The organism is Streptomyces tuirus, assembly GCF_014701095.1.
Classification (GTDB): Bacteria; Actinomycetota; Actinomycetes; order Streptomycetales; family Streptomycetaceae; genus Streptomyces; species Streptomyces tuirus.
Window position 1 is genome coordinate 2,700,246 of record NZ_AP023439.1, and the last position, 18,261, is coordinate 2,718,506.

The window sequence follows — 18,261 nt, forward strand, 5'->3', positions numbered from 1 at the left end:
CCCTCGCGGGTCATCGGAACACCGACGGGGGCGGTGCGGGTGACGCCACCGCCGCGACGTCCGTGACGGGCGCGGCGCCTCCGGTGAAGTCCGTGAGGGTCCTGCCGTGTTCGACCCGGGCGGGGTGCGGGTCGGAGGCGGCGAGCCGGGTCAGCTCGGCGACGGGCAACGGGCGGTCGGAGGCGACCAGGACCGCGTTCCCGAAGCGCTTGCCGCGCAGCACCGCCGGATCCGCCACCAGCGCGAGCTCCTCGAAACGGGCGGCGGCGGTGGCGACCTGGCCCCGCAGGTGGGCGAGCGGGGGTCCGTCGGCGAGGTTGGCGGCGTAGACCCCGCCGGGTTTGAGGGCCCTGCGCACGTCGTCGAGGAACTCGGTCGAGGTCAGGTGGGCCGGTGCGCGGGCTCCGCTGAACACGTCGGTGATGACGAGGTCGGCCCAGCCGTCCGGCACCTTGGCGAGGCCTTCGCGAGCGTCGGTGGAGCGCACCCGTATGCGCGTGTTCGGATCCAACGGCAGCTCGCGGCGGACCAGTTGGACGAGGGCGCCGTCCCGTTCGACGACCTGCTGGGTGGAGCGGGGCCGGGTGGCGGCGACGTAGCGGGCGAGGGTGAGGGCGCCGCCGCCGAGGTGCACGGCGTGCACGGGCCGGCCGGGCGGGGCGACGAGGTCGATCACGTGCCCGAGGCGGCGCTGGTACTCGAAGGACAGGTACGCCGGGTCGTCCAGGTCGACGTGCGACTGCGGGGCCCCGTCGATCACCAGGGTCCAGGCCCGGGCCCGCTCCCGGTCGGGGATCAGCTCGGCGAGCCCACCGTCAACGCTCTCGACGACAGCCTCCACACCGGCCTGCCTCCGCCGGCCGCCCTTGGACTTTCCCATGGGGTCATTATCGGGGTGGGCTGCTAAGCGGGACGTACGGCCCGGCGGCCCGGCATGTGAGGGGGGCGGCGTGTACGGCTGCCGGGGGGGCGGCTCAGGGGCCGCAGGCCGGGGGGCGACTCAACGGCACCCGCCGCGGGCGGCTCAGCGGCCGCGGGCCGGGGGTCACGCAAGCGGCAGGGGGCCGGGGCCGTCAACGGCAGGTGGCCGGGGCGGCTCAGCGGCCGCAGGCCGGGGGTGCGTGAGCGGCGGCAGACCCGGGGCGGCTCACGGCGCAGGCCGGGGGTCACGCAAGCCGCACCCGCCGCCGGCGGCTCAGCGGCAGCTGTCTGCTGCCTTGATCATTCGGGCGGCCTCCCCCAGGGCCTCGCGCAGGACCGCCGGGTCGGTCGCGAGGTCCGCCTCGCCGGGGGGCAGCAGCCAGTCCGAGCCGGCCACGGGAGGCGCGGGGGCCAGGGGCCGGCCACGCCCGTCGGTCTCCGTGCAGGTGCTGCCCGGCACGTCCCACCCGGCGGCCGTCCCCGGTGGCACCAGGAAGCCCAGGGTGTCACCGCCGTCGTCGTGCAGCACGGGTCCCACTGCCTCCCCTGGTCCGCGCCGCAGGATGTCGACCGCCTCCAGCCCCTGCCGCGCGGGCACCGTCACCACATCGCAGCCGACCGCCGGTGCACACGACGGCGTACGAGGATCGTTGATCCGGCTGGTCTCCATCCCGGCCTCCACCACGAAAACCCCTGCTTGGACGAGCGGTCGGGAGTCGGGGGCCTCCCGGTCCGCGAGGTTCAACGCGGCAGCGCGTCAACGGCTACGGCGGAAGTCAGCCGCAAAGGATGGCACTTCATGGCAGATCACGGATGAGATATCCGGTTTGTAGCCAAACCCAGCGTGGCGACTCCATCACAGCAGGTACGTTCTTGCTCGCCGGACACGGGGCCACCCATGCGGACAACTCGCAACAAGTCGCCCTGGATCCGGCATGGTTCGACGGTTCGCACGGGAGGACCCGGCCATGGCGTCGTCAACGGTGACCTCGTCTCAACCCCACCGGCCACCACGGCCGAATCTCGCCTTCCGGCGACTGCGTGGACAGCGCTCGCCGGCCGAGTTCGCCGCGGTGATCCGCCGGGCCGGGCTCGAGATCGGCGAGCAGGTCAGCTGTGACGCGCGGTACATCGGCCGGGTCGAGGCGGGCGAGATCCGCTGCCCCAACTACGCGTACGAGCGGGTGTTCCTGCACATGTACCCAGGCCGCACACTCACCGACCTGGGGTTCGCGCCCCGCTCGTCGGTACGCGGACGCCGGGCGCGCGACACCGAGGACGCGCCGCTGACGCGCACCGCGAACCCGGCGAACGCCACGAGTGAGACCAGCGGGGCGGGCGAGCCGTATGAAACGCAGAACCCGTACGACCCGCACCACCCGCACGACACCTACGAGGAGAGCGACGTGCTACGTCGCGCGTTCATGACCGGCGGAGGCGCCACGGTGGCCGCCGCCTCACTGGGGCCTGTCGGCCTCGCCCGCGACGCCTCGGCGGCACAGCGCCCCGCGCACCGCGCCGGGGCGACCGACGCGGGCGCCCTGGAAGAAGCCGTCCGCCGGATCCGGCTGCTCGACGACCGGCACGGGGCGGACGGCCTCTACCGCCGCGCCGCCGCCCCGCTGCGCGCCGCCTACGCCCTGCTGGACGCCGGGGCGACCCGGCAGACCACGGCGGACCGGCTGTACTCCGGCGCCGGTGAACTGGCCATCTCCGTGGGCTGGCTGGCCCACGACTCGGGGCGTTTCGACGACGCCCGCTCGCACTACGCGGAGGCCCTCGCGACCGCCCGGATGACCGGCGACCCCGGCCTCGAGGCGCACGCCTTCTGCAACACGGCGTTCCTCGCGCGCGACGCGGGCCGGCCCCGCGAGGCCGTGCGGGCGGCCCAGGCCGCGCAGCGCGTCGCCCGGCCCGTGGGCTCGGACCGGCTGATGTCGCTGCTCGCGCTGCGCGAGGCGGGCGGCTGGGCCGGACTGGCCGACCGCGTCGGCTGCGAGCAGGCACTGGTCCGGGCGCAGGCCTTCTTCGAGCGGGGCCCCTCGGACGCCGACCCCGAGTGGATGAGCTTCTACGGTGAGGCCGAACTGGAGGGCCTGGAAGCGCAGTGCTGGTCCACGCTCGGCGACTGGCCCCGGGCGGCACGGCACGCGCGGCGCGCCGCCGGGCTGCAGGATCCGCACTTCACACGGAACATCGCCCTCTACACGGCGGAGCTGGCGGACGACCTCGCGCGCGGTGGCCGGCCGGACGAGGCAGCGGTGGCGGGGATGCGGGTGCTGGATCTGCTGGAGGAGGTCCAGTCGTCCCGCGTCCAGACCATGCTGGCGGCGACCGCGCGGGTGCTGCTGCCGCACCGCAGGGCCTCCGGGGTGTCGGCGTTCCTGGAGCGGCACGCCTCGGCGCCGCGGAAGAAATGAGGGGTTGTCGCGGACGTCACGCCCGCGGCGCGGTGTCCGGCACGTCCTGGGCGAGGTGGCCGAGGTCGTTCCAGCTCTCGATCGCCGGCTCCCCGTAGGCCCAGCCCAGCACCGACAGCGACGTCGGGTTCAGCCGGATCCGGGCCGCGAAGTCGATCGGCAGGCCGAGCCACCGCGCCCCGATGGAGCGCAGGATGTGCCCGTGGGCGAAGACGAGGACGTCGCGGTCCTCGGAGCGGGCCCAGGAGACCACCTGGTCGGCCCGGGCCGTGACCTCGGCGAGCGACTCCCCGCCCGGGACACCGTCGCGCCAGATCAGCCAGCCGGGCCGGACGGCCTGGATGTCCGCGGGGGTCATGCCCTCGTACGCCCCGTAGTCCCACTCCAGCAACGCGTCCCAGGTACGCGCGCGGTCGCCGAAGCCGGCCAGTTCGCAGGTCTCACGCGCGCGTGCCAGCGGGCTGGTGCGCACGTCGACGCCGTCCAGACCCTCGTACGGGGCACGGTGCAGGCGCTCGCCGAGCAGCTTCGCGCCGCGCCGGCCCTCCTCCAGGAGCGGCACGTCGGTCCTGCCCGTGTGCTTGCCGGACAGGGACCACTCCGTCTGTCCGTGGCGGGCCAGCAGGATGCGCGCGGCCATGGGGAACCTTTCCGGAACGACAACGCAAGGGGAACTCCTCCATCATCGCGCACGCCCTGTGTGGGCAACCCGGGGGGCGATCTCTGCGTCTTTGAGGGCCGGAGGCGCCCCCCGGGGCGGGCGCACACACCGTAAAGTGGCACGGCCGAACGGGCTACGCGTGATGACGAAGGGGGAGGACGATCGGATGCAGCACACCGAGACACCGGGCACCGAGGCGGCGCCCCCCGCGCCCAGGCTGCGCTGGTGGACCGAGCTGCCGCTGATCCTGCTGGTGTACGCGTGCTACTCGGCCGGCCGGCTCCTGGCCCGCGGCGACGTCTCCGGCGCCGTCGACCACGGTCTGACGATCCTGCGCTTCGAGAAGGGGCTGTACCTCAACTTCGAGCACCCTCTCAACCGGCTCTTCACGCGCGAGGCCTGGATAGGCATACCCGCCGACTTCTGGTACGCGTCGCTGCACTACCTGGTCACTCCGGCCGTCCTGGTGTGGCTCTTCCGCTCCCGGGCCGTGCGGTACCGCGCCGCGCGCACCTGGCTGATGACGTCCACCCTGATCGGCCTGATCGGCTTCACCCTGCTGCCGACCTGCCCGCCCCGGCTCCTCGACGCGAGCCACGGCTTCGTGGACACGATGGCGCAGTACAGCTCGTACGGCTGGTGGGGCGGCGCGGCGAGCGCACCGCGCGGCATGGCGGACATGACCAACCAGTACGCGGCCATGCCGAGTCTGCACGTGGGCTGGGCCCTGTGGTGCGGCGTGATGCTGTGGCGCTTCGGCGGTTCGCGCATGGCGAGGACGGCCGCCGTCGGCTACCCGCTGATCACGACGATCGTGGTCATGGGCACCGCCAACCACTACTTCCTCGACGCGGTCGCGGGCGCGGCCGTCATGGGCGTCGGGCTGCTGCTGGCCCCGGTCGTGATGCGCACCGCGGACCGGGTCAAGGCACGGTTCGTGCCGCCGGCCGCACCGGTCGCGGCGGGCTCTTCCGCCGCGGGTTCCGCACGGGTCACGTCGGAGTCCCCCGCCGCTGGTTCCGCCCCCGTCGCGGCGGACCCGTCGGGTGCGGGTTCCTCGATTGTCAGTGCCGGATGCCAGACTTCCGCGGGTGAGCGAATTCCACGGCAGCGCGAGTCGCGGCTCGAAGACGGAGCCGAGCCGGGTGCCTCTCCCCAGGACGCGGGGGACGGCGCTCCGGCAGCGGCTCGCTGAGCTGCGCGGCGACGTACCCGCGAAGGCACTGGACGCGCGCGCCCTGGCGGCACTGGCCGCCAACCCGGGCTGTGCACGGCGCGCGATCCTCGACGGCGCCGGGGTGAACAAGGCGGCGCTGGCGAGCGCACTGGGCTCGCCGTCGGCCTTCGGGCAGTCGCAGTTCGCGCTCACCCGGGGCAACGCCTTCGAGGCGAAGGTCAAGGCCGACGGCGGCGCGGAGCTGCTGCGGCTGGTGCACGACAAGCTCGACCGGTCCGCCGAGCCGCCCGCCGACGCGCGCGTGCCCGACCTGACGGCGGCCGGACCCCAAGGGCGCACGGCCCGTACGGAGCTGGAGCTGCGGGAGGCCGCCGCGCACCCGGGCGTGTGGACGCTGCTGGACCATCCGATGCTCGCGCTGGACGTCGCAGGCTCGCCAGCGTTCCTGGAGCCGGACGCGGTGGTGGTGCATCCGGACGGCAGCTGGACGGTCGTGGAGATCAAGTCCTTTCCCCTGCTGGACGGTTCGGCGGACCCGGCGAAGGTCGGGGCGGCGGCCCGGCAGGCGGCGGTGTACGTGCTGGCGCTGGAGGAGGTCGCGGCCCGGCTCGGCGACGAGGGGGCTCCGGCCCCGCGGGTGCGGCACCGGGTGCTGCTCGTCTGCCCCAGGGACTTCTCCAATCTGCCGGCCGCGTCCGCCGTCGACATCCGCAAACAGCGGGCGGTGACGGCCCGCCAGCTGGCCCGGCTGACCCGCATCGAGGACATCGCCGGCACGCTCCCCGAGGGCACGTGCTTCTCGCCCGAGCTGCCCGCCGAGGAGCTGACGGCGGCCGTGGAGTCGGTCCCGGCGACGTACGCGCCCGAGTGCCTGTCCGCGTGCGAGCTGGCCTTCCACTGCCGGGCCCGGTCCCGCCAGGAGGGCGCGGTGACCTCGCTCGGGCGTCCGGTCCGCGCGGAGCTGGGCGGCCTGACGACCGTCGAGGACGTCCTGGCCGCCGCCCGCGGCGAGGCGGGCGATCCCGGCGATCCGGCCGTGGCGGCCCTGCGGCGGGCTGCCGCCCTGCGCGCCGAGGCACTGGAGGCGGCGTGTCGCTGATCTCCACCCTGGCCCGCCTCGAAGCCGTCAGCACGGGCCGCGCCCAGCCCGCCGCCACCGTCCGGCACCGGCATCTCGGCGACCGCCCGCTGGTGTTCGTGCCGCTGATCACCGCCGGTGAGGCCGGTGCCCCGCTGGGCGCGCTGGTCGGCACCGACCGGGACGCGCCGCGTCTGCTGGCCGTCCCGCAGCCCCGCGACCGCGACCTCAGGTTCGCGTTCCTGGCCGAACTGGCCGACGTGGTGCTGCCGTACGTCGACTCCTACGCCGAAGCCGTGGAGGCCGCCGAGCGCACCGAGACCGACCCGGAGACCGGCAAGCGCGTCAAGGTGGAGGTCGACCTGTGCGCGGACGCGCCACAGCTGATCGTGCCGAGCCGCGCGGGCATCGACCTGGTGCGGCTGCTCGGACGCTCGACGCGGTTCCGGCGTACGGCGGAGCAGGATCCGGAGGCTCCCTATCCGGCGCCGCCGCGGGTGCCGCTGCTCGGGCGGTGGCTGACGCACTTCGGGGAGCGGGCCCGGGTGCCCGGCTCCTCGCTGCTGCTGGCGATGACCGACGTCCTGGGCCGGCACTGGGCGACCGGGCAGTCCACCCTGGAGGACCAGCATCTGGGCGCGCTGCTCGCCTGGATCGACCCGCCGCAGGGCGTCACCGGCGCCGAGGCGGCGCTGCGCGCCGAGCTGGAGCGGGACGCGCAGGGGCAGCTGACGTGCCCGCCGGCCGGTCCGGCGACCGACCCGGCGTTCGACAACAAGCTGCTCGCCCCGGCCATCGAGCGCTACGACCGGGCCCGCACCGCCCTCGCCGCCGCCGAGGACGGGCTGGAGGCCGACGACCGGCTGGGCGCGCTGAGCGCCGCCGAGCGGGAGATCCGGGACCTGGTGCTCAGCCGCACCCGGCCCACCTGGGACGCCATCTGGCGGGGCCTCGATCTGCTGCGGGAGCTGCCCGAGGGGGCGCGGGTCGAGGAGCGGTGGACGCGCGACCGCTGGTCGTTCACCGGCCACCGCGACCGGGTGCTGGCCGGCGAGCCGCCGCAGCCGCGCCGCGACGACGCGGTCACCGCGGCGAACAAGCTCGCCACGCGCGAGCGCGAACAGGCCCGGCTGGAGGCGCAGGAGGCCCTCGACGACCCGCTGGTGATGGCGGGCCGGCGGCTGTCCGGGGAGGCGTTCGCGGGTGAGGTCACCGATGTCGTGATGGCGTACAGCGAGGGCAAGCGGCCGAGCCCGCGCCCGCTGGTCACGGTGCGTACGGACGACCGGCCGCATCTCGGCGAGCGGACGAAGGTGTACCGGTCGCTGGGCGGGAAGCCGCAGTCGGCCGAGTTCGTCGCGGACGAGGAGGACGGCGCGCTCGTCGTCCTGCGGGTCCTCGACAAGATGGGCCGCGGCAAGGAGCCCGAGCCGGGTTCGGTACCGGAGAAGGGCGACCGGGTCTGCTTCACGCTCTTCGAGCACGAGCAGCGGGGCGGCGCGAAGCTGCCCGACCCGGAGGAGACGCCGTGGACGCACGGCGGGCCGCCCGGCGAGGCGGCCCTGGAGACCGCCGACCCGGTGACCGAGGAGGATGTGCTGTGACCACGGTGTTCGACCCCTCGGCCGCCGCGGCCCGGGCCACCGACGCGATCCTGCACGACACACTGCACGGCACCGCGCGCGGTGTCGTCGTGGACTCCCCGCCGGGCGCGGGCAAGTCGACGCTGGTGGTCCGCGCGGCCCTGGAACTGGCCGGGGCCGGTCACCCGCTGATGGTGGTCGCGCAGACCAACGCCCAGGTCGACGACCTGGTCCTGCGGCTCGCCGAGAAGAACCCCGAGCTGCCGGTGGGCCGGCTGCACAGCAGCGACTCCGACCCGTACGACAAGGCGCTCGACGAGCTGCCGAGCGTGCGCAAGTCGGCCAAGGCGGCCGAGCTGGCCGGGCAGGCCGTGGTGATCTCGACGGCGGCGAAGTGGGCGCATGTGAAGGTCGACGAGCCGTGGCGGCACGCGATCGTCGACGAGGCGTACCAGATGCGCTCGGACGCGCTGCTCGCCGTGGCCGGGCTGTTCGAGCGGGCGCTGTTCGTGGGCGACCCGGGGCAGCTCGACCCGTTCGCGATCGTCGGCAGCGAGCAGTGGGCGGGCCTGACGTACGACCCCTCGGGCTCGGCGGTGACGACCCTGCTCGCGCACAACCCGGACCTGCCCCAGCACCGGCTGCCGGTCTCCTGGCGGCTCCCGGCCTCGGCGGCGCCCCTGGTCTCGGACGCGTTCTACCCGTACACGCCGTTCCGCAGCGGCACCGGCCCCGGTGACCGGAGCCTGGCCTTCGGCGTGCCGTCGGACGGCTCGGGCCCTGACCAGGTGATCGACGAGGCGGCCGAGTCGGGCTGGGGCCTGCTGGAGCTGCCCGCCCGGCACACCCCGCGCACGGACCCGGAGGCGGTCCTTGCGGTGGCGACGGTGGTACGGCGCCTGCTGGACCGCGCGGGCGCGTCGACCTCGGAGCGCTCCCCGGCCCCCTCGCCCCTCACCGCCGACCGGATCGCCGTCGGCACGGCCCACCGGGACCAGGCGGCAGCGGTCCGCGCGGCGCTGGCCGGCCTCGGCGTCACCGACGTGGTCGTGGACACGGCAAACCGGCTGCAGGGCCGCGAGTACGACGTCACGGTGGTCCTGCACCCCCTCTCCGGCCGCCCCGACGCCACGGCCTTCCACCTGGAGACGGGCCGCCTCTGCGTCCTGGCCTCGCGCCACCGGCACGCCTGCATCGTGGTCTGCCGAGCGGGGGTGACCGACCTCCTGGACGACTATCCGTCCACGGAGCCGGTCCAGCTGGGGACGGTGGTGAAGTTCCCGGACGGCTGGGAGGCGAACCACGCGGTCCTCGCACACCTGGCGGAACACCGGGTGGAGTGGCGGCCCTGATCCTGGCTGAACACCGGGTCGCCCGGCGGCCCTGATCCTGGCTGAACACCGGGTCGCCCGGCGGCCCTGAGCCGGCCGGAGCGCGGCGTGTGCCGGGAGTCGGGACGAACGACCGGTGGTGTGGCGGCCGTACCCACTACCGCGATGCCCACTTGCGCGCCCGCGAGACAATGGACGGTGGCCCGCTCCACCGGGAGGGTCAGCGCGACGTACGAGGAGGAGAAGACATGGCGGAGCCCACGCCGCGTCGGAACGAACCGCGGCTACGCCCCGCGCCCCTGCTCTTCGAGCCTGCGGAGGCGGCCTCCGACCCTGAGCACTTCTTCGACCTCGAGTCGATCGACGACCCCAGGGCCCTGCTGGCCCGGGCGACGGAGCTGACGCTGGCGTTCCGGGCCGCTGCGGACCGGGCGGTGGAGTTCCAGGCGATGGCGGCGGCGCAGCTGGCCGATCCGCGCAGGTTCGACCGGCTGACGACGGCGGACATCGCCGAGCGGGCCGAGTGGACCGAGGACTACGCCAAGAAGATGGTCGAGTTCGGGCGGGACCTGATGCGGGGCGACGCCGAGGGCCGGGGGCCCGGCGACTCCGCCTGACACGGCACGGCACGCCCCTTCCCGATCACCTGGCATATGCCAGGCGGGCAAGATACCCCCTCCCACCCCTTCCTGTCCCGATTTCCCGCAACCCTCGGGAACCGGGCGCTCACGGCGGGTACACCTGGATGCCATGAGCAGCGCATGGAACGCCTCCGATGTCACCCCGGACGGGGCCGCCTGGCTCGCTTCGGCAGGAACGTATCCGCGGAGCACGCTCGCCCTCTGGGAGGAGCGGCCGGACGCCCCGGTCGTGCTGCCCTGCGGGTCGGTCTTCGACGTGGTCAGCGCGCCCGCGATGTTCGGCCGGCGGATGCTCGACCGGCTGTGGGACGACGGCCCCGGCTCGGGCCCGGTCGCGCAGTTCCGGGGCCGGATGCTGCTGTTCGCCGCCCCGGGGACGGCTCAGCGGCTCCCCGCACTGCTGGAGTGGGAGGAGTGGGGCGACCGGGACGGCCGGGAAGCCACCCGTACGGACGCCGTGCCGCCGCTGCTGTGCCACGGCACCGGCGACGCCGTGACCGTCCCGGCCCTGTCGGAGAGCGCCTCCCCCGCCATCCCGCCGCCCGCCGGGACCACCGCCCACGCCCGTTCCGCTTCCCGCTGGCTCGTCGCCCCCGACACCCGTCAGCCCTGGCTTCCAGGCCCCGAGGTACTGCTCTGGGCGGCCGTCCGGGCGGCCCGCTCAGCGGTGCGGATTTCGATTTTTCCTCCCGCCGACCAGGATGCTAAGGTCTACGACGTCAGCAGGCGCCGCTAGCTCAGTTGGTTAGAGCAGCTGACTCTTAATCAGCGGGTCCGGGGTTCGAGTCCCTGGCGGCGCACTGTGCCGGTGGCGGCTTGTGTTCGCAGACAACGCGAACACAAGCCGCCACCGTCGTTTCTGCGCGGCTTCGCCGCGCGCCGTGGGGGCTGCGCCACCCACACCCCCGCCTCTCGGCGTTGCACCGCCGCCCTCTCAACGCCCCACCGCGATCTTCACCGTCCACGCCCCCGAAGCCGTACGCCCCTCCACCTCGATCCGCACTCCCTCCCCCGGCACCGTGAAGCTCTCCCCGATGCCGATCGGGGCGTCCGCGAGGGGCGGGTAGACGGAGTCCTCCCAGCACGCGTCCGTGCGGGGATGGGCGTCGATCACCTGGATGGGCCCGCCCCCGGACTGCGCCCCGCCCCGCACCCGGTACACGAGCACCCCCTGCCGGCAGGCGGCCACGTCGTTGCCCGCCGGCCCCCGCACCTCCAGGGCGAGCACGCTGTCGGGCCCCGTCCGGACCACCGCGAGCTTGGTGCCCCGCCCGAGCCCGAAGGGCTGCGACCCGGCGGCCCCCGTCGCCGGCATGCCCGGCCCCGCCGCCAGCGGCTCCAGGGTCAGCCGGGCGGGCCCGGCGTCCTGCACACACCGCACCTGCTTTGGATCCAGCCAGCCCAGCTTCCACTTGTGCCAGGCGAAGAGGTCGGGGGCCAGTCCGAACTGGCTGCCCATCAGGTCCCAGTCGCCGACGTGCGTGTCCCAGTCGCCCTTGCCGTCCGCGGGCCGGTGGTACAGGTCGGGCAGGTCGAACACGTGCCCGGTCTCGTGGGCGAGGACGAGCCGGTCCGGCGGGTGCTGTTCGAACACCGTCACGATCCGGCGCAGATCGGTGCCGTCGGCCCGCAGCGGACTCGTCAGGTTCACCACCTTGGTCGCGTCGGAGTCCACACCCGGCGCGTCCGGATCGGCGACGAAGTACACGACGTCGTAGCGCGAGAAGTCCACCCGCGGGTCGGCCACGGAGAGCGCGTCACGCAGGTACGCGGACCGGTGCTCGGGCTTCCAGTCGCGCCGTATGGCGTATGTGGAGGACGGCTTCGGCATCTGGATCCACTGTCGCAGCGCGTGCGGGCGCAGGGTGAAACGGCCGTAGGACGCGCGTTCGAAGAAGCGGGTGGTGGCCGGGAAATGGTCCGCGGACAGCTCCTGCGGCGTGGTCAGCGGGTGGGCGTCGGGGAAGGACAGGAAGACCATGACCGCGTTGAGGGACCGGGCCGGGCGCGGATAGGCGGCGTTCCAGGTGTCCAGGCCCTCCGAGTGGTGGGCGTCGGTCCGGGTCAGGGCGCAGGGCGCGGCGGAGTCGAGCCCGGCCGCCGAGGGACCGGCACCGAGGGAGGTGGCGGCGAGTGCGGACATCGTGGTGAACACGGCCGCGGTACTGCGCAGTCGGGCGCGCGGAAACGGACGCGGCACGGGTACCTCCGGGTACGGTTCGCGGGACACCGCACCCAGCCTGTGATGATTTGTCGTACTGCGTCCTGTTTGCCTGCACCGGTCGGGTGAAGGGGGCGAAAAATCGCGGAAGCCGACACCCCCGAAGCACTCACAGAACGTCACAACTGGTCGGGGGCCTGAAGAAGCCGTCCAGGTGCGTGCAGAAACGATCTGGCTGAAGGGCCGGTTGGCCGGGAAGACTGGACACCGGCTGGAAGGCCCTGGGGCCAGCCTCTATGATCGGCACACTTTCCTGACCTTTCCTGCACGGACAGAGATCGAATACATGCGGGAGCGAGCGGTGAGCGGAACCTCCGAAGGGCCGGCGCCCGCGGCAGACCTGGACCGGCCGGTCGTCACAGAGAGTGAGATCGACACGTCTCCCCGTACCGAGCCCCCGACCCGGCAGCCCTACCGCTCCGTCTTCACGGCCGCCCCGCTCGCCATGGCCGTCGTGGACCGGGAGGGCATGGTCGTCAGCGCCAATGGCGCGCTCGCCGCGCTGCTCGGCGGCAGCCCGGACAGGCTGGCCGGGTCCGTCGCCGCCGACCTGGTCGACCTCACCTCCGACGCCCGCACCTGGCACGCCTATCGCGAGGTGCTGCGCGGACGGCAGTCCCGGCTGCGCTGCACCCGCCGGCTGAAGCACCCGGACGGGCACTCGCTGTGGGTGCAGGTGACGGTCGCCCCGCTGCCCTCGGAGGACGGTGTGCTGCTGTCGGTCACCGACATCAGCGCCCGCCGGGAACTCCAGGCCCGGTTGCGGCACTTGCAGATGCACGACCCGGTGACCCGGCTGCCCAACCGCACGCTGTTCTTCGAGCGGCTGTCGGCCGCGCTGGAGGCGGAGTCGTACGAGCAGAGCGGCACGGGCCGGATCGGGCTGTGCTACCTGGACCTGGACGGCTTCAAGGCCATCAACGACACCCTCGGCCACCGGGTCGGGGACCGGCTGCTGGCCGCCGTCGCCGAGCGCCTCACGCGCTGCGCGGACGAGGCCGGCCACGCGCGCACCAGCATCCCGCTGGTGGCCCGGCTGGGCGGGGACGAGTTCGCGCTGCTCGTCGAGGACTCCACGGGCACCGAACAGCTGGCCGAGCTGGCCGAGTCGGCGCTGCGGGCGGTCCAGGACCCGTTCGACATCGCCGGGCAGCGGCTGTCGGTCTCGGCGTCGATCGGGGTCGTGGAGCGGCACGCGGCCGGCACCACCCCCACCGCGCTGATGCAGGCCGCCGACACCACGCTGTACTGGGCGAAGGCCGATGGCAAGGCCCGCTGGACGCTGTTCGACCCGGAGCGCAACGCGCACCGCATGACCCGCCAGGCCCTCGCCTCCACGCTCCGGCCGGCCATCGACCGGGGCGAGTTCCGGCTGGAGTACCAGCCGCTGGTCGGCATGGAGGACGACCGGCTGCACGGGGTCGAGGCGCTCATCCGCTGGAACCATCCCCAGTTCGGCGTACTGACGCCGAATCGGTTCATCGGACTCGCGGAGGAGGACGGCTCGATCGTCCCGCTGGGCCGCTGGGTGCTCCGTACGGCCTGCGGGCAGGCCCGCCGGTGGCAGCTGGACCACCCGGACGAGCCGCCGATCTTCGTCAGCGTGAACGTGGCGGTGCGGCAGGTGTGGGACTCGGACCTGGTGGCGGACGTGGCCGAGACGCTCGCCGATACCGGGCTCGCCCCGCATCTGCTCCAGCTGGAGCTGACCGAGTCGGCCGTGATGGGCTCGGCGGGGCGTCCGCTCCAGGCCCTGAAGGCGCTCAGCGACATGGGCGTGCGGATCGCCATCGACGATTTCGGCACCGGCTACTCGAACCTGGCGTACCTGAGCCGGCTGCCGGTGTCGGTGCTGAAGCTGGACGGGTCCTTCGTGCGCGGCTTCCAGTACGACGGCCGGGAGGCGGCCGCCCGCGCCAACCCGGCCGACGAGGTGGTCGTCGAGGCGATGATCCAGCTCGCGCACCGGCTCGGGCTGACCGTCACGGCCGAGTGCGTGGAGACCTCGGCGCAGGCCACGCGGCTGCGGAGCATCGGCTGCGACACCGGACAGGGCTGGCTGTACTCCCGCCCGGTGTCACCGGACCGCATCTCCGAACTGCTGGGCACGCCGGACGTTCAGGCGGGCGTCGGCAAACCGTAGGCGTCGGCGATGAGTTCGTAGGAACGCAGGCGGACGTCCCCGCCGTGCGCGTTGGCCGTGATCATCAGCTCGTCGGCGCCCGTGCGCTTGGTGAGGTCGTCGAGGCCCGAGCGGACCTCGTCGGGGGTGCCGTGGATGACGTTGGCGTTCCAGGAGTCGACGAAGTCGCGCTCCAGGGGGCTGAATTCGTAGGCCTCCGCCTCCTCCGGGCTGGGCACGAGGCCGGGGCGGCCGGTGCGCAGCCGGACCATGCTGAGGGCCGCGGCCAGCACCTGCCGGCGGGCCTCCCTCTCCTCGTCGGCGGCGAGCGCGGAGACGCCGATGACGGCGTACGGCTCGTCGAGCACGGCGGAGGGCTGGAAGGACTCGCGGTACAGGTCGAGCGCCGGGATGGTGTTCTGCGCCGAGAAGTGGTGGGCGAAGGCGAAGGGCAGCCCGAGGACACCGGCGAGGCGGGCGCTGAAACCGGAGGAGCCGAGCAGCCAGAGCGGCGGGCGGTGCGGGGACTGGACGCCGCCGGGGGACGTGGCCTGCACCGGGCCGGGGACCGCGTGGATGCGGCGGTAGGGGTGCCCGTCGGGGAAGTCGTCGTCGAGGAAGCGGGTCAGCTCGGCGAGCTGCTGCGGGAAGTCGTCCGCGCCCTCGTTCAGCCGTTCCGTGCGGCGCAGGGCGGCGGCCGTGGCGCCGTCCGTGCCGGGGGCGCGGCCGAGGCCGAGGTCGATCCGGCCCGGGGCCATGGCCTCCAGCGTGCCGAACTGCTCGGCGATCACGAGCGGGGCGTGGTTGGGCAGCATCACACCGCCCGAGCCGAGCCGGATGCGGTCGGTGTGGGCGGCGAGGTGGGCCAGGATCACGGCCGGGGACGAGGAGGCCACGCCCGGCATGGAGTGGTGCTCGGCGACCCAGTACCGGTGGAAGCCGCGGTTCTCCGCGAGTCGGACCAGGTCGACGCTGGTGCGCAGGGCGTCGGAGGCGGTGCGGCCGGCCCCCACGGTGACCAGGTCCAGTACGGAGAGGGGGACGGGGGCGCTGCCCTGTGCCGCGCCGCGAATCTCGTCGCCGGGTGTCTGGTCTGCCGCCACGGTGGGGTGCCTCCTGCTGTGGGCCGTGTGCTGTCGTACCGGATCTAACAGGGGACTGTCTCCGGTTATTCCCGGCCACGGCGCCGGGGTCCGTCAGGCGGCCTCCCGGCCCCTGCGCCCGGGTCCGTCAGGCGGCCTCCCCGCCCCTGCGCCCAGGTCCGTCAGGCGGCCTCCCGGCCCCCGCGCCCGGATCCGTCAGGCGGCCCGCTCCCCGTCGCTCGGGGCGCTGCCCTGCCGGGGCATGCGGTGCGCCTTCTCGCCGCCCCCGGCAGGTGCCGGGGGCGGCGAGGGTCAGGCCCGTGGTCTCACACCTGGACGATCGGCTCCCGCGAGAAGAGCGCCCCCAGTTCCGGCGCGTTCACCCGCCGGTCCGCCAGGCGCAGGCCCTCCCAGACCGTGACCTGGTTGGCGGTGAGGACCGGCTTGCCGAGTTCCTTCTCCAGGGCCGGGATGTGGGCCGCCGTGTGCAGGGCCGTGTCGGGCAGGAGGAGGACCTCGGCGTCGGGGTGGTCGGAGTTCCGGGCCAGGGTGAGGAGTTCGGCCTCGCCCCAGGTGCCGACCTCGGCGGCCGTGATGATGCCGGAGCTGTTGACCGACACGACCTCGACATCGGCCGCGCGCAGGAACTCCGCGAAGAGCCGCGCCACGTCCTCCGGGTACGTCGCCCCGATCGCGACCCTGCGCACCCCCAGCTCCCGCACCGCGTGCGCGAACGCGAAGGAGGTGGAGGAGGCGGGCATGCCGGCCGTCTGGGCCAGGGCGCGGACCTGCTCCTGCGCGCCGTCCCAGCCGTAGACGAAGCTGCCGCTCGTGCAGGCCCACACCACCGCGTCCGCACCGGCGTGCCGCAACTCCTGGACGCCCGCCGCGAGCCGGCCGGCGGAGCCCATCTCGAGCAGCGCGTCCACCCGGTGCGCGTCCTCACCGATGTCGGTGTGCACCAGGTCCACCCGGATGTCGCTGCCCAGCAACTGCTCGATGCGCGGATAGTCGTCCTCGGCGGAGTGGCCCGGGTAGAGAAATCCCAGCGCTGTCATGTCCAGCCTTCCTGCTGCTGCTCTTCTTCCGGCAGTACGGGACCGGGGTCCGCCCCCGGCACTGCGGGACCGGAACGCGCCGCCGGATTGATCAGCGCTTGGTACGGCCCCACCGCACGGGTACCCAGTCGGCGCAGTGCCGCCCACATCGTCACTTGGTTGGCCGAGATCACGGGGATGCGCAGCTCGGCCTCCAGCTGGGGGATCACGTCGTACGTGGGCAGGTTGGTGCAGCTGATGAACAGCGCGTCGGCGTCACCGCGGACGGCCTGCCGGGCCATGTCCACCACCTCCCGGTACGGGACCTTCCAGATGTGCCGGGTCAGGCCCATGAAGGCGCAGCCGGAGATCGTGACGCCGGCCTGGGCGACATAGGCCTCCAGCGACTGCGTCACCGACACCGTGTACGGCGTCACCAGCGCGACCCGGCGCACGTCCAGCTCCACCAGGGCCTCCAGCAGCGCGCCGGAGGTGGTGATCGCCGGTACGGCGCCGGCCCTGCTCATCGCCTCGCACATCGCCCGCTCGCCCATCATGCCGCCGACGAAGCTGCCCGACGTGCAGGCGTAGGCCACGACCTCGGGGGCGATCGCGTTGAGCGTGCGGACCGCCTCGCTCAGCGTCTCGTGCTCGCTGACCAGGCGGGCCAGATCGAGACTCACCTCGACCGGCACGAACGGTGTGCGGGTCATATGGAGCGAGACCTCGTCCGGCACCCAGCGCCACAGCTCGCGGTCGAGTGCGAAGTCGAAAGGGGCGACGACGCCGACCCCGCGCTGCGGGCTGGGCCCGCCGAGAAATGAGACGTCCATGGCAGGCACCGGCCTCACGCTGGGCAACTAGTGTGCAACGGATCGTGGGAACGCCCGTGTTGACGACGGTAGGTTCGGGTGCGAGCGTGGTCAATCCGCCCGGATCACTCCTTGGTCAACACCGGGTTAACTCGTCGTCACCCGACCGGCGCCCCGGGGCCGGCCGGCCCCGCCGAACGGCTGGAGAAACGGCTGCTCATGCCCACCCCCACGCTCCTCGTCCTGGACGCCGAACCCCTCCCCCGCCTCGGCCGCCTCACCGGCCGCGCCCGCATCGAACACACCGACGCGGCGGGGCTCGCCGAGCGCCTCCCGCGCGCGGATGTACTCCTGGTGTGGGACTTCACCTCGCGCGCCGTGCGGGACGCCTGGCCCGGCGAGGGTCCGCGGCCGCGCTGGGTGCACACGGCGAGCGCGGGTGTGGACCACCTGATGTGTCCGGAACTCGCCGCTTCCGACACGGTGGTGACGAACGCGCGCGGCATCTTCGACCAGCCGATCGCGGAGTACGTCGCCGCGCTCGTGCTGGCGATGGCCAAGGACCTGCCGAGGACCCTGGAGTTGCAGCGGGAGCGGACCTGGCGGCACCGCGAGTCGCTCAAGGTCGCCGGGAGCCGGGCCGTGGTGGTCGGTTCGGGGCCGATCGGCCGGGCGATCGCGCGCACCCTGGGGGCGCTGGACATCACGACCGCGCTGGTGGGCCGCGCCGCGCGCTCCGGCGTGCACGGTCCGGAGGACCTGGACCGGCTGCTGGCCCGCGCCGACTGGGTGATCGCGGCGGCGCCGCTCACGGACGAGACGCACGGGATGTTCGACGCCCGACGCTTCGGCCTGATGCAGCCGTCCACCCGGTTCGTCAACATCGGCCGCGGCCAGCTCGTCGTCGAGGACGCGCTCGCCGAGGCGCTGGCCAAGCGCTGGATCGCGGGTGCCGCCCTGGACGTCTTCGAGGCCGAACCGCTGCCCGCCGAGAGCCCGTTGTGGCAGGCCCCGGGCCTGATCGTGTCCCCGCACATGAGCGGCGACACCATCGGCTGGCGTGACGAACTCGGCCTCCAGTTCGTGGAGTTGTACGAACAGTGGGCGGCCGGGGAGCCGTTGAAGAACGTGGTCGACAAGCGGCGTGGGTACGTACCTGGTCACTGACGTTCCTG

Annotated in this window: 16 protein-coding genes and 1 tRNA gene; 10 read left to right on the forward strand and 7 right to left on the reverse strand. The window is 73.8% G+C overall.

All coding sequences use genetic code 11. The features are described from left to right. Nucleotides 1–10: 10 nt before the first annotated feature. Nucleotides 11–880 carry a spermidine synthase gene (locus IGS69_RS12395; RefSeq protein WP_190899156.1) on the reverse strand — a complete coding sequence of 290 codons (870 nt, stop codon included), beginning with the start codon at nt 878–880 and terminating at the stop codon, nt 11–13. Between the two features lie 315 nt (nt 881–1,195). Next, the gene (locus tag IGS69_RS12400) at nt 1,196–1,591 is read right to left on the reverse strand and encodes a hypothetical protein (RefSeq protein ID WP_190899158.1); all 396 of its coding nucleotides are present in this window, start codon (nt 1,589–1,591) and stop codon (nt 1,196–1,198) included. A 298-nt stretch (nt 1,592–1,889) separates the two neighbouring features. Here IGS69_RS12400 and IGS69_RS12405 point away from each other — a divergent pair, with 298 nt between their 5' ends. Beyond that, nucleotides 1,890–3,341, forward strand: coding sequence for a hypothetical protein (locus IGS69_RS12405; protein ID WP_190899160.1), 1,452 nt, complete (start codon nt 1,890–1,892; stop codon nt 3,339–3,341). 16 nt (nt 3,342–3,357) lie between these two features. Here the strand turns inward: IGS69_RS12405 and IGS69_RS12410 are convergent, their stop codons facing one another. Further along, nucleotides 3,358–3,981, reverse strand: coding sequence for a histidine phosphatase family protein (locus IGS69_RS12410; RefSeq protein ID WP_190899162.1), 624 nt, complete (start codon nt 3,979–3,981; stop codon nt 3,358–3,360). Nucleotides 3,982–4,168: 187 nt separating this feature from the next. Between IGS69_RS12410 and IGS69_RS12415 the strand changes: the two genes are divergently transcribed. From IGS69_RS12415 to IGS69_RS12445, 7 genes are all read left to right on the forward strand, one after another. Continuing rightward, the gene (locus tag IGS69_RS12415) at nt 4,169–5,197 is read left to right on the forward strand and encodes a phosphatase PAP2 family protein (protein WP_190899164.1); all 1,029 of its coding nucleotides are present in this window, start codon (nt 4,169–4,171) and stop codon (nt 5,195–5,197) included. Next, nucleotides 5,148–6,278 carry a hypothetical protein gene (locus IGS69_RS12420; RefSeq protein ID WP_190899166.1) on the forward strand — a complete coding sequence of 377 codons (1,131 nt, stop codon included), beginning with the start codon at nt 5,148–5,150 and terminating at the stop codon, nt 6,276–6,278. The genes IGS69_RS12415 and IGS69_RS12420 overlap by 50 nt, the downstream gene beginning before the upstream one ends. Next, nucleotides 6,269–7,861, forward strand: a complete 1,593-nt coding sequence (locus tag IGS69_RS12425; RefSeq protein ID WP_190899168.1) for a hypothetical protein — start codon at nt 6,269–6,271, stop codon at nt 7,859–7,861. Before IGS69_RS12420 ends, IGS69_RS12425 begins: the two co-directional genes overlap by 10 nt. After that, on the forward strand, nt 7,858–9,192 hold the full coding sequence (locus IGS69_RS12430; protein ID WP_190899170.1) for an AAA domain-containing protein: 1,335 nt from the start codon (nt 7,858–7,860) through the stop codon (nt 9,190–9,192). Before IGS69_RS12425 ends, IGS69_RS12430 begins: the two co-directional genes overlap by 4 nt. A gap of 227 nt (nt 9,193–9,419) precedes the next feature. After that, nucleotides 9,420–9,788, forward strand: a complete 369-nt coding sequence (locus IGS69_RS12435) for a hypothetical protein (protein ID WP_190899172.1) — start codon at nt 9,420–9,422, stop codon at nt 9,786–9,788. A gap of 133 nt (nt 9,789–9,921) precedes the next feature. Beyond that, on the forward strand, nt 9,922–10,548 hold the full coding sequence (locus tag IGS69_RS12440; protein ID WP_190899174.1) for a bifunctional DNA primase/polymerase: 627 nt from the start codon (nt 9,922–9,924) through the stop codon (nt 10,546–10,548). Continuing rightward, a tRNA-Lys gene (locus IGS69_RS12445) sits at nt 10,539–10,612 on the forward strand. The genes IGS69_RS12440 and IGS69_RS12445 overlap by 10 nt, the downstream gene beginning before the upstream one ends. 134 nt (nt 10,613–10,746) lie before the next feature. Here IGS69_RS12445 and IGS69_RS12450 read toward each other — a convergent pair. Continuing rightward, nucleotides 10,747–12,042: a M6 family metalloprotease domain-containing protein gene (locus tag IGS69_RS12450; protein WP_232543495.1), complete on the reverse strand. Its 1,296-nt coding sequence runs from the start codon at nt 12,040–12,042 to the stop codon at nt 10,747–10,749. Nucleotides 12,043–12,319: 277 nt separating this feature from the next. Between IGS69_RS12450 and IGS69_RS12455 the strand changes: the two genes are divergently transcribed. After that, nucleotides 12,320–14,176: a putative bifunctional diguanylate cyclase/phosphodiesterase gene (locus IGS69_RS12455; protein WP_190899176.1), complete on the forward strand. Its 1,857-nt coding sequence runs from the start codon at nt 12,320–12,322 to the stop codon at nt 14,174–14,176. Here IGS69_RS12455 and IGS69_RS12460 read toward each other — a convergent pair. From IGS69_RS12460 to IGS69_RS12470, 3 genes are all read right to left on the reverse strand, one after another. Next, nucleotides 14,152–15,258 carry an LLM class flavin-dependent oxidoreductase gene (locus IGS69_RS12460; RefSeq protein WP_190899178.1) on the reverse strand — a complete coding sequence of 369 codons (1,107 nt, stop codon included), beginning with the start codon at nt 15,256–15,258 and terminating at the stop codon, nt 14,152–14,154. The two genes, IGS69_RS12455 and IGS69_RS12460, sit on opposite strands and share 25 nt — an antisense overlap. Before the next feature lie 305 nt (nt 15,259–15,563). Continuing rightward, a complete protein-coding gene (locus tag IGS69_RS12465) occupies nt 15,564–16,295 on the reverse strand; it encodes a maleate cis-trans isomerase family protein (RefSeq protein ID WP_190899180.1) in 732 nt (243 codons plus the stop codon). Beyond that, complete coding sequence (locus IGS69_RS12470) at nt 16,292–17,107, reverse strand: maleate cis-trans isomerase family protein (RefSeq protein ID WP_190899182.1); 816 nt, start codon at nt 17,105–17,107, stop codon at nt 16,292–16,294. The genes IGS69_RS12465 and IGS69_RS12470 overlap by 4 nt, the downstream gene beginning before the upstream one ends. A gap of 198 nt (nt 17,108–17,305) precedes the next feature. Between IGS69_RS12470 and IGS69_RS12475 the strand changes: the two genes are divergently transcribed. After that, the gene (locus tag IGS69_RS12475) at nt 17,306–18,253 is read left to right on the forward strand and encodes a D-2-hydroxyacid dehydrogenase (protein WP_190899184.1); all 948 of its coding nucleotides are present in this window, start codon (nt 17,306–17,308) and stop codon (nt 18,251–18,253) included. The last annotated feature ends 8 nt before the right edge of the window (nt 18,254–18,261 follow it).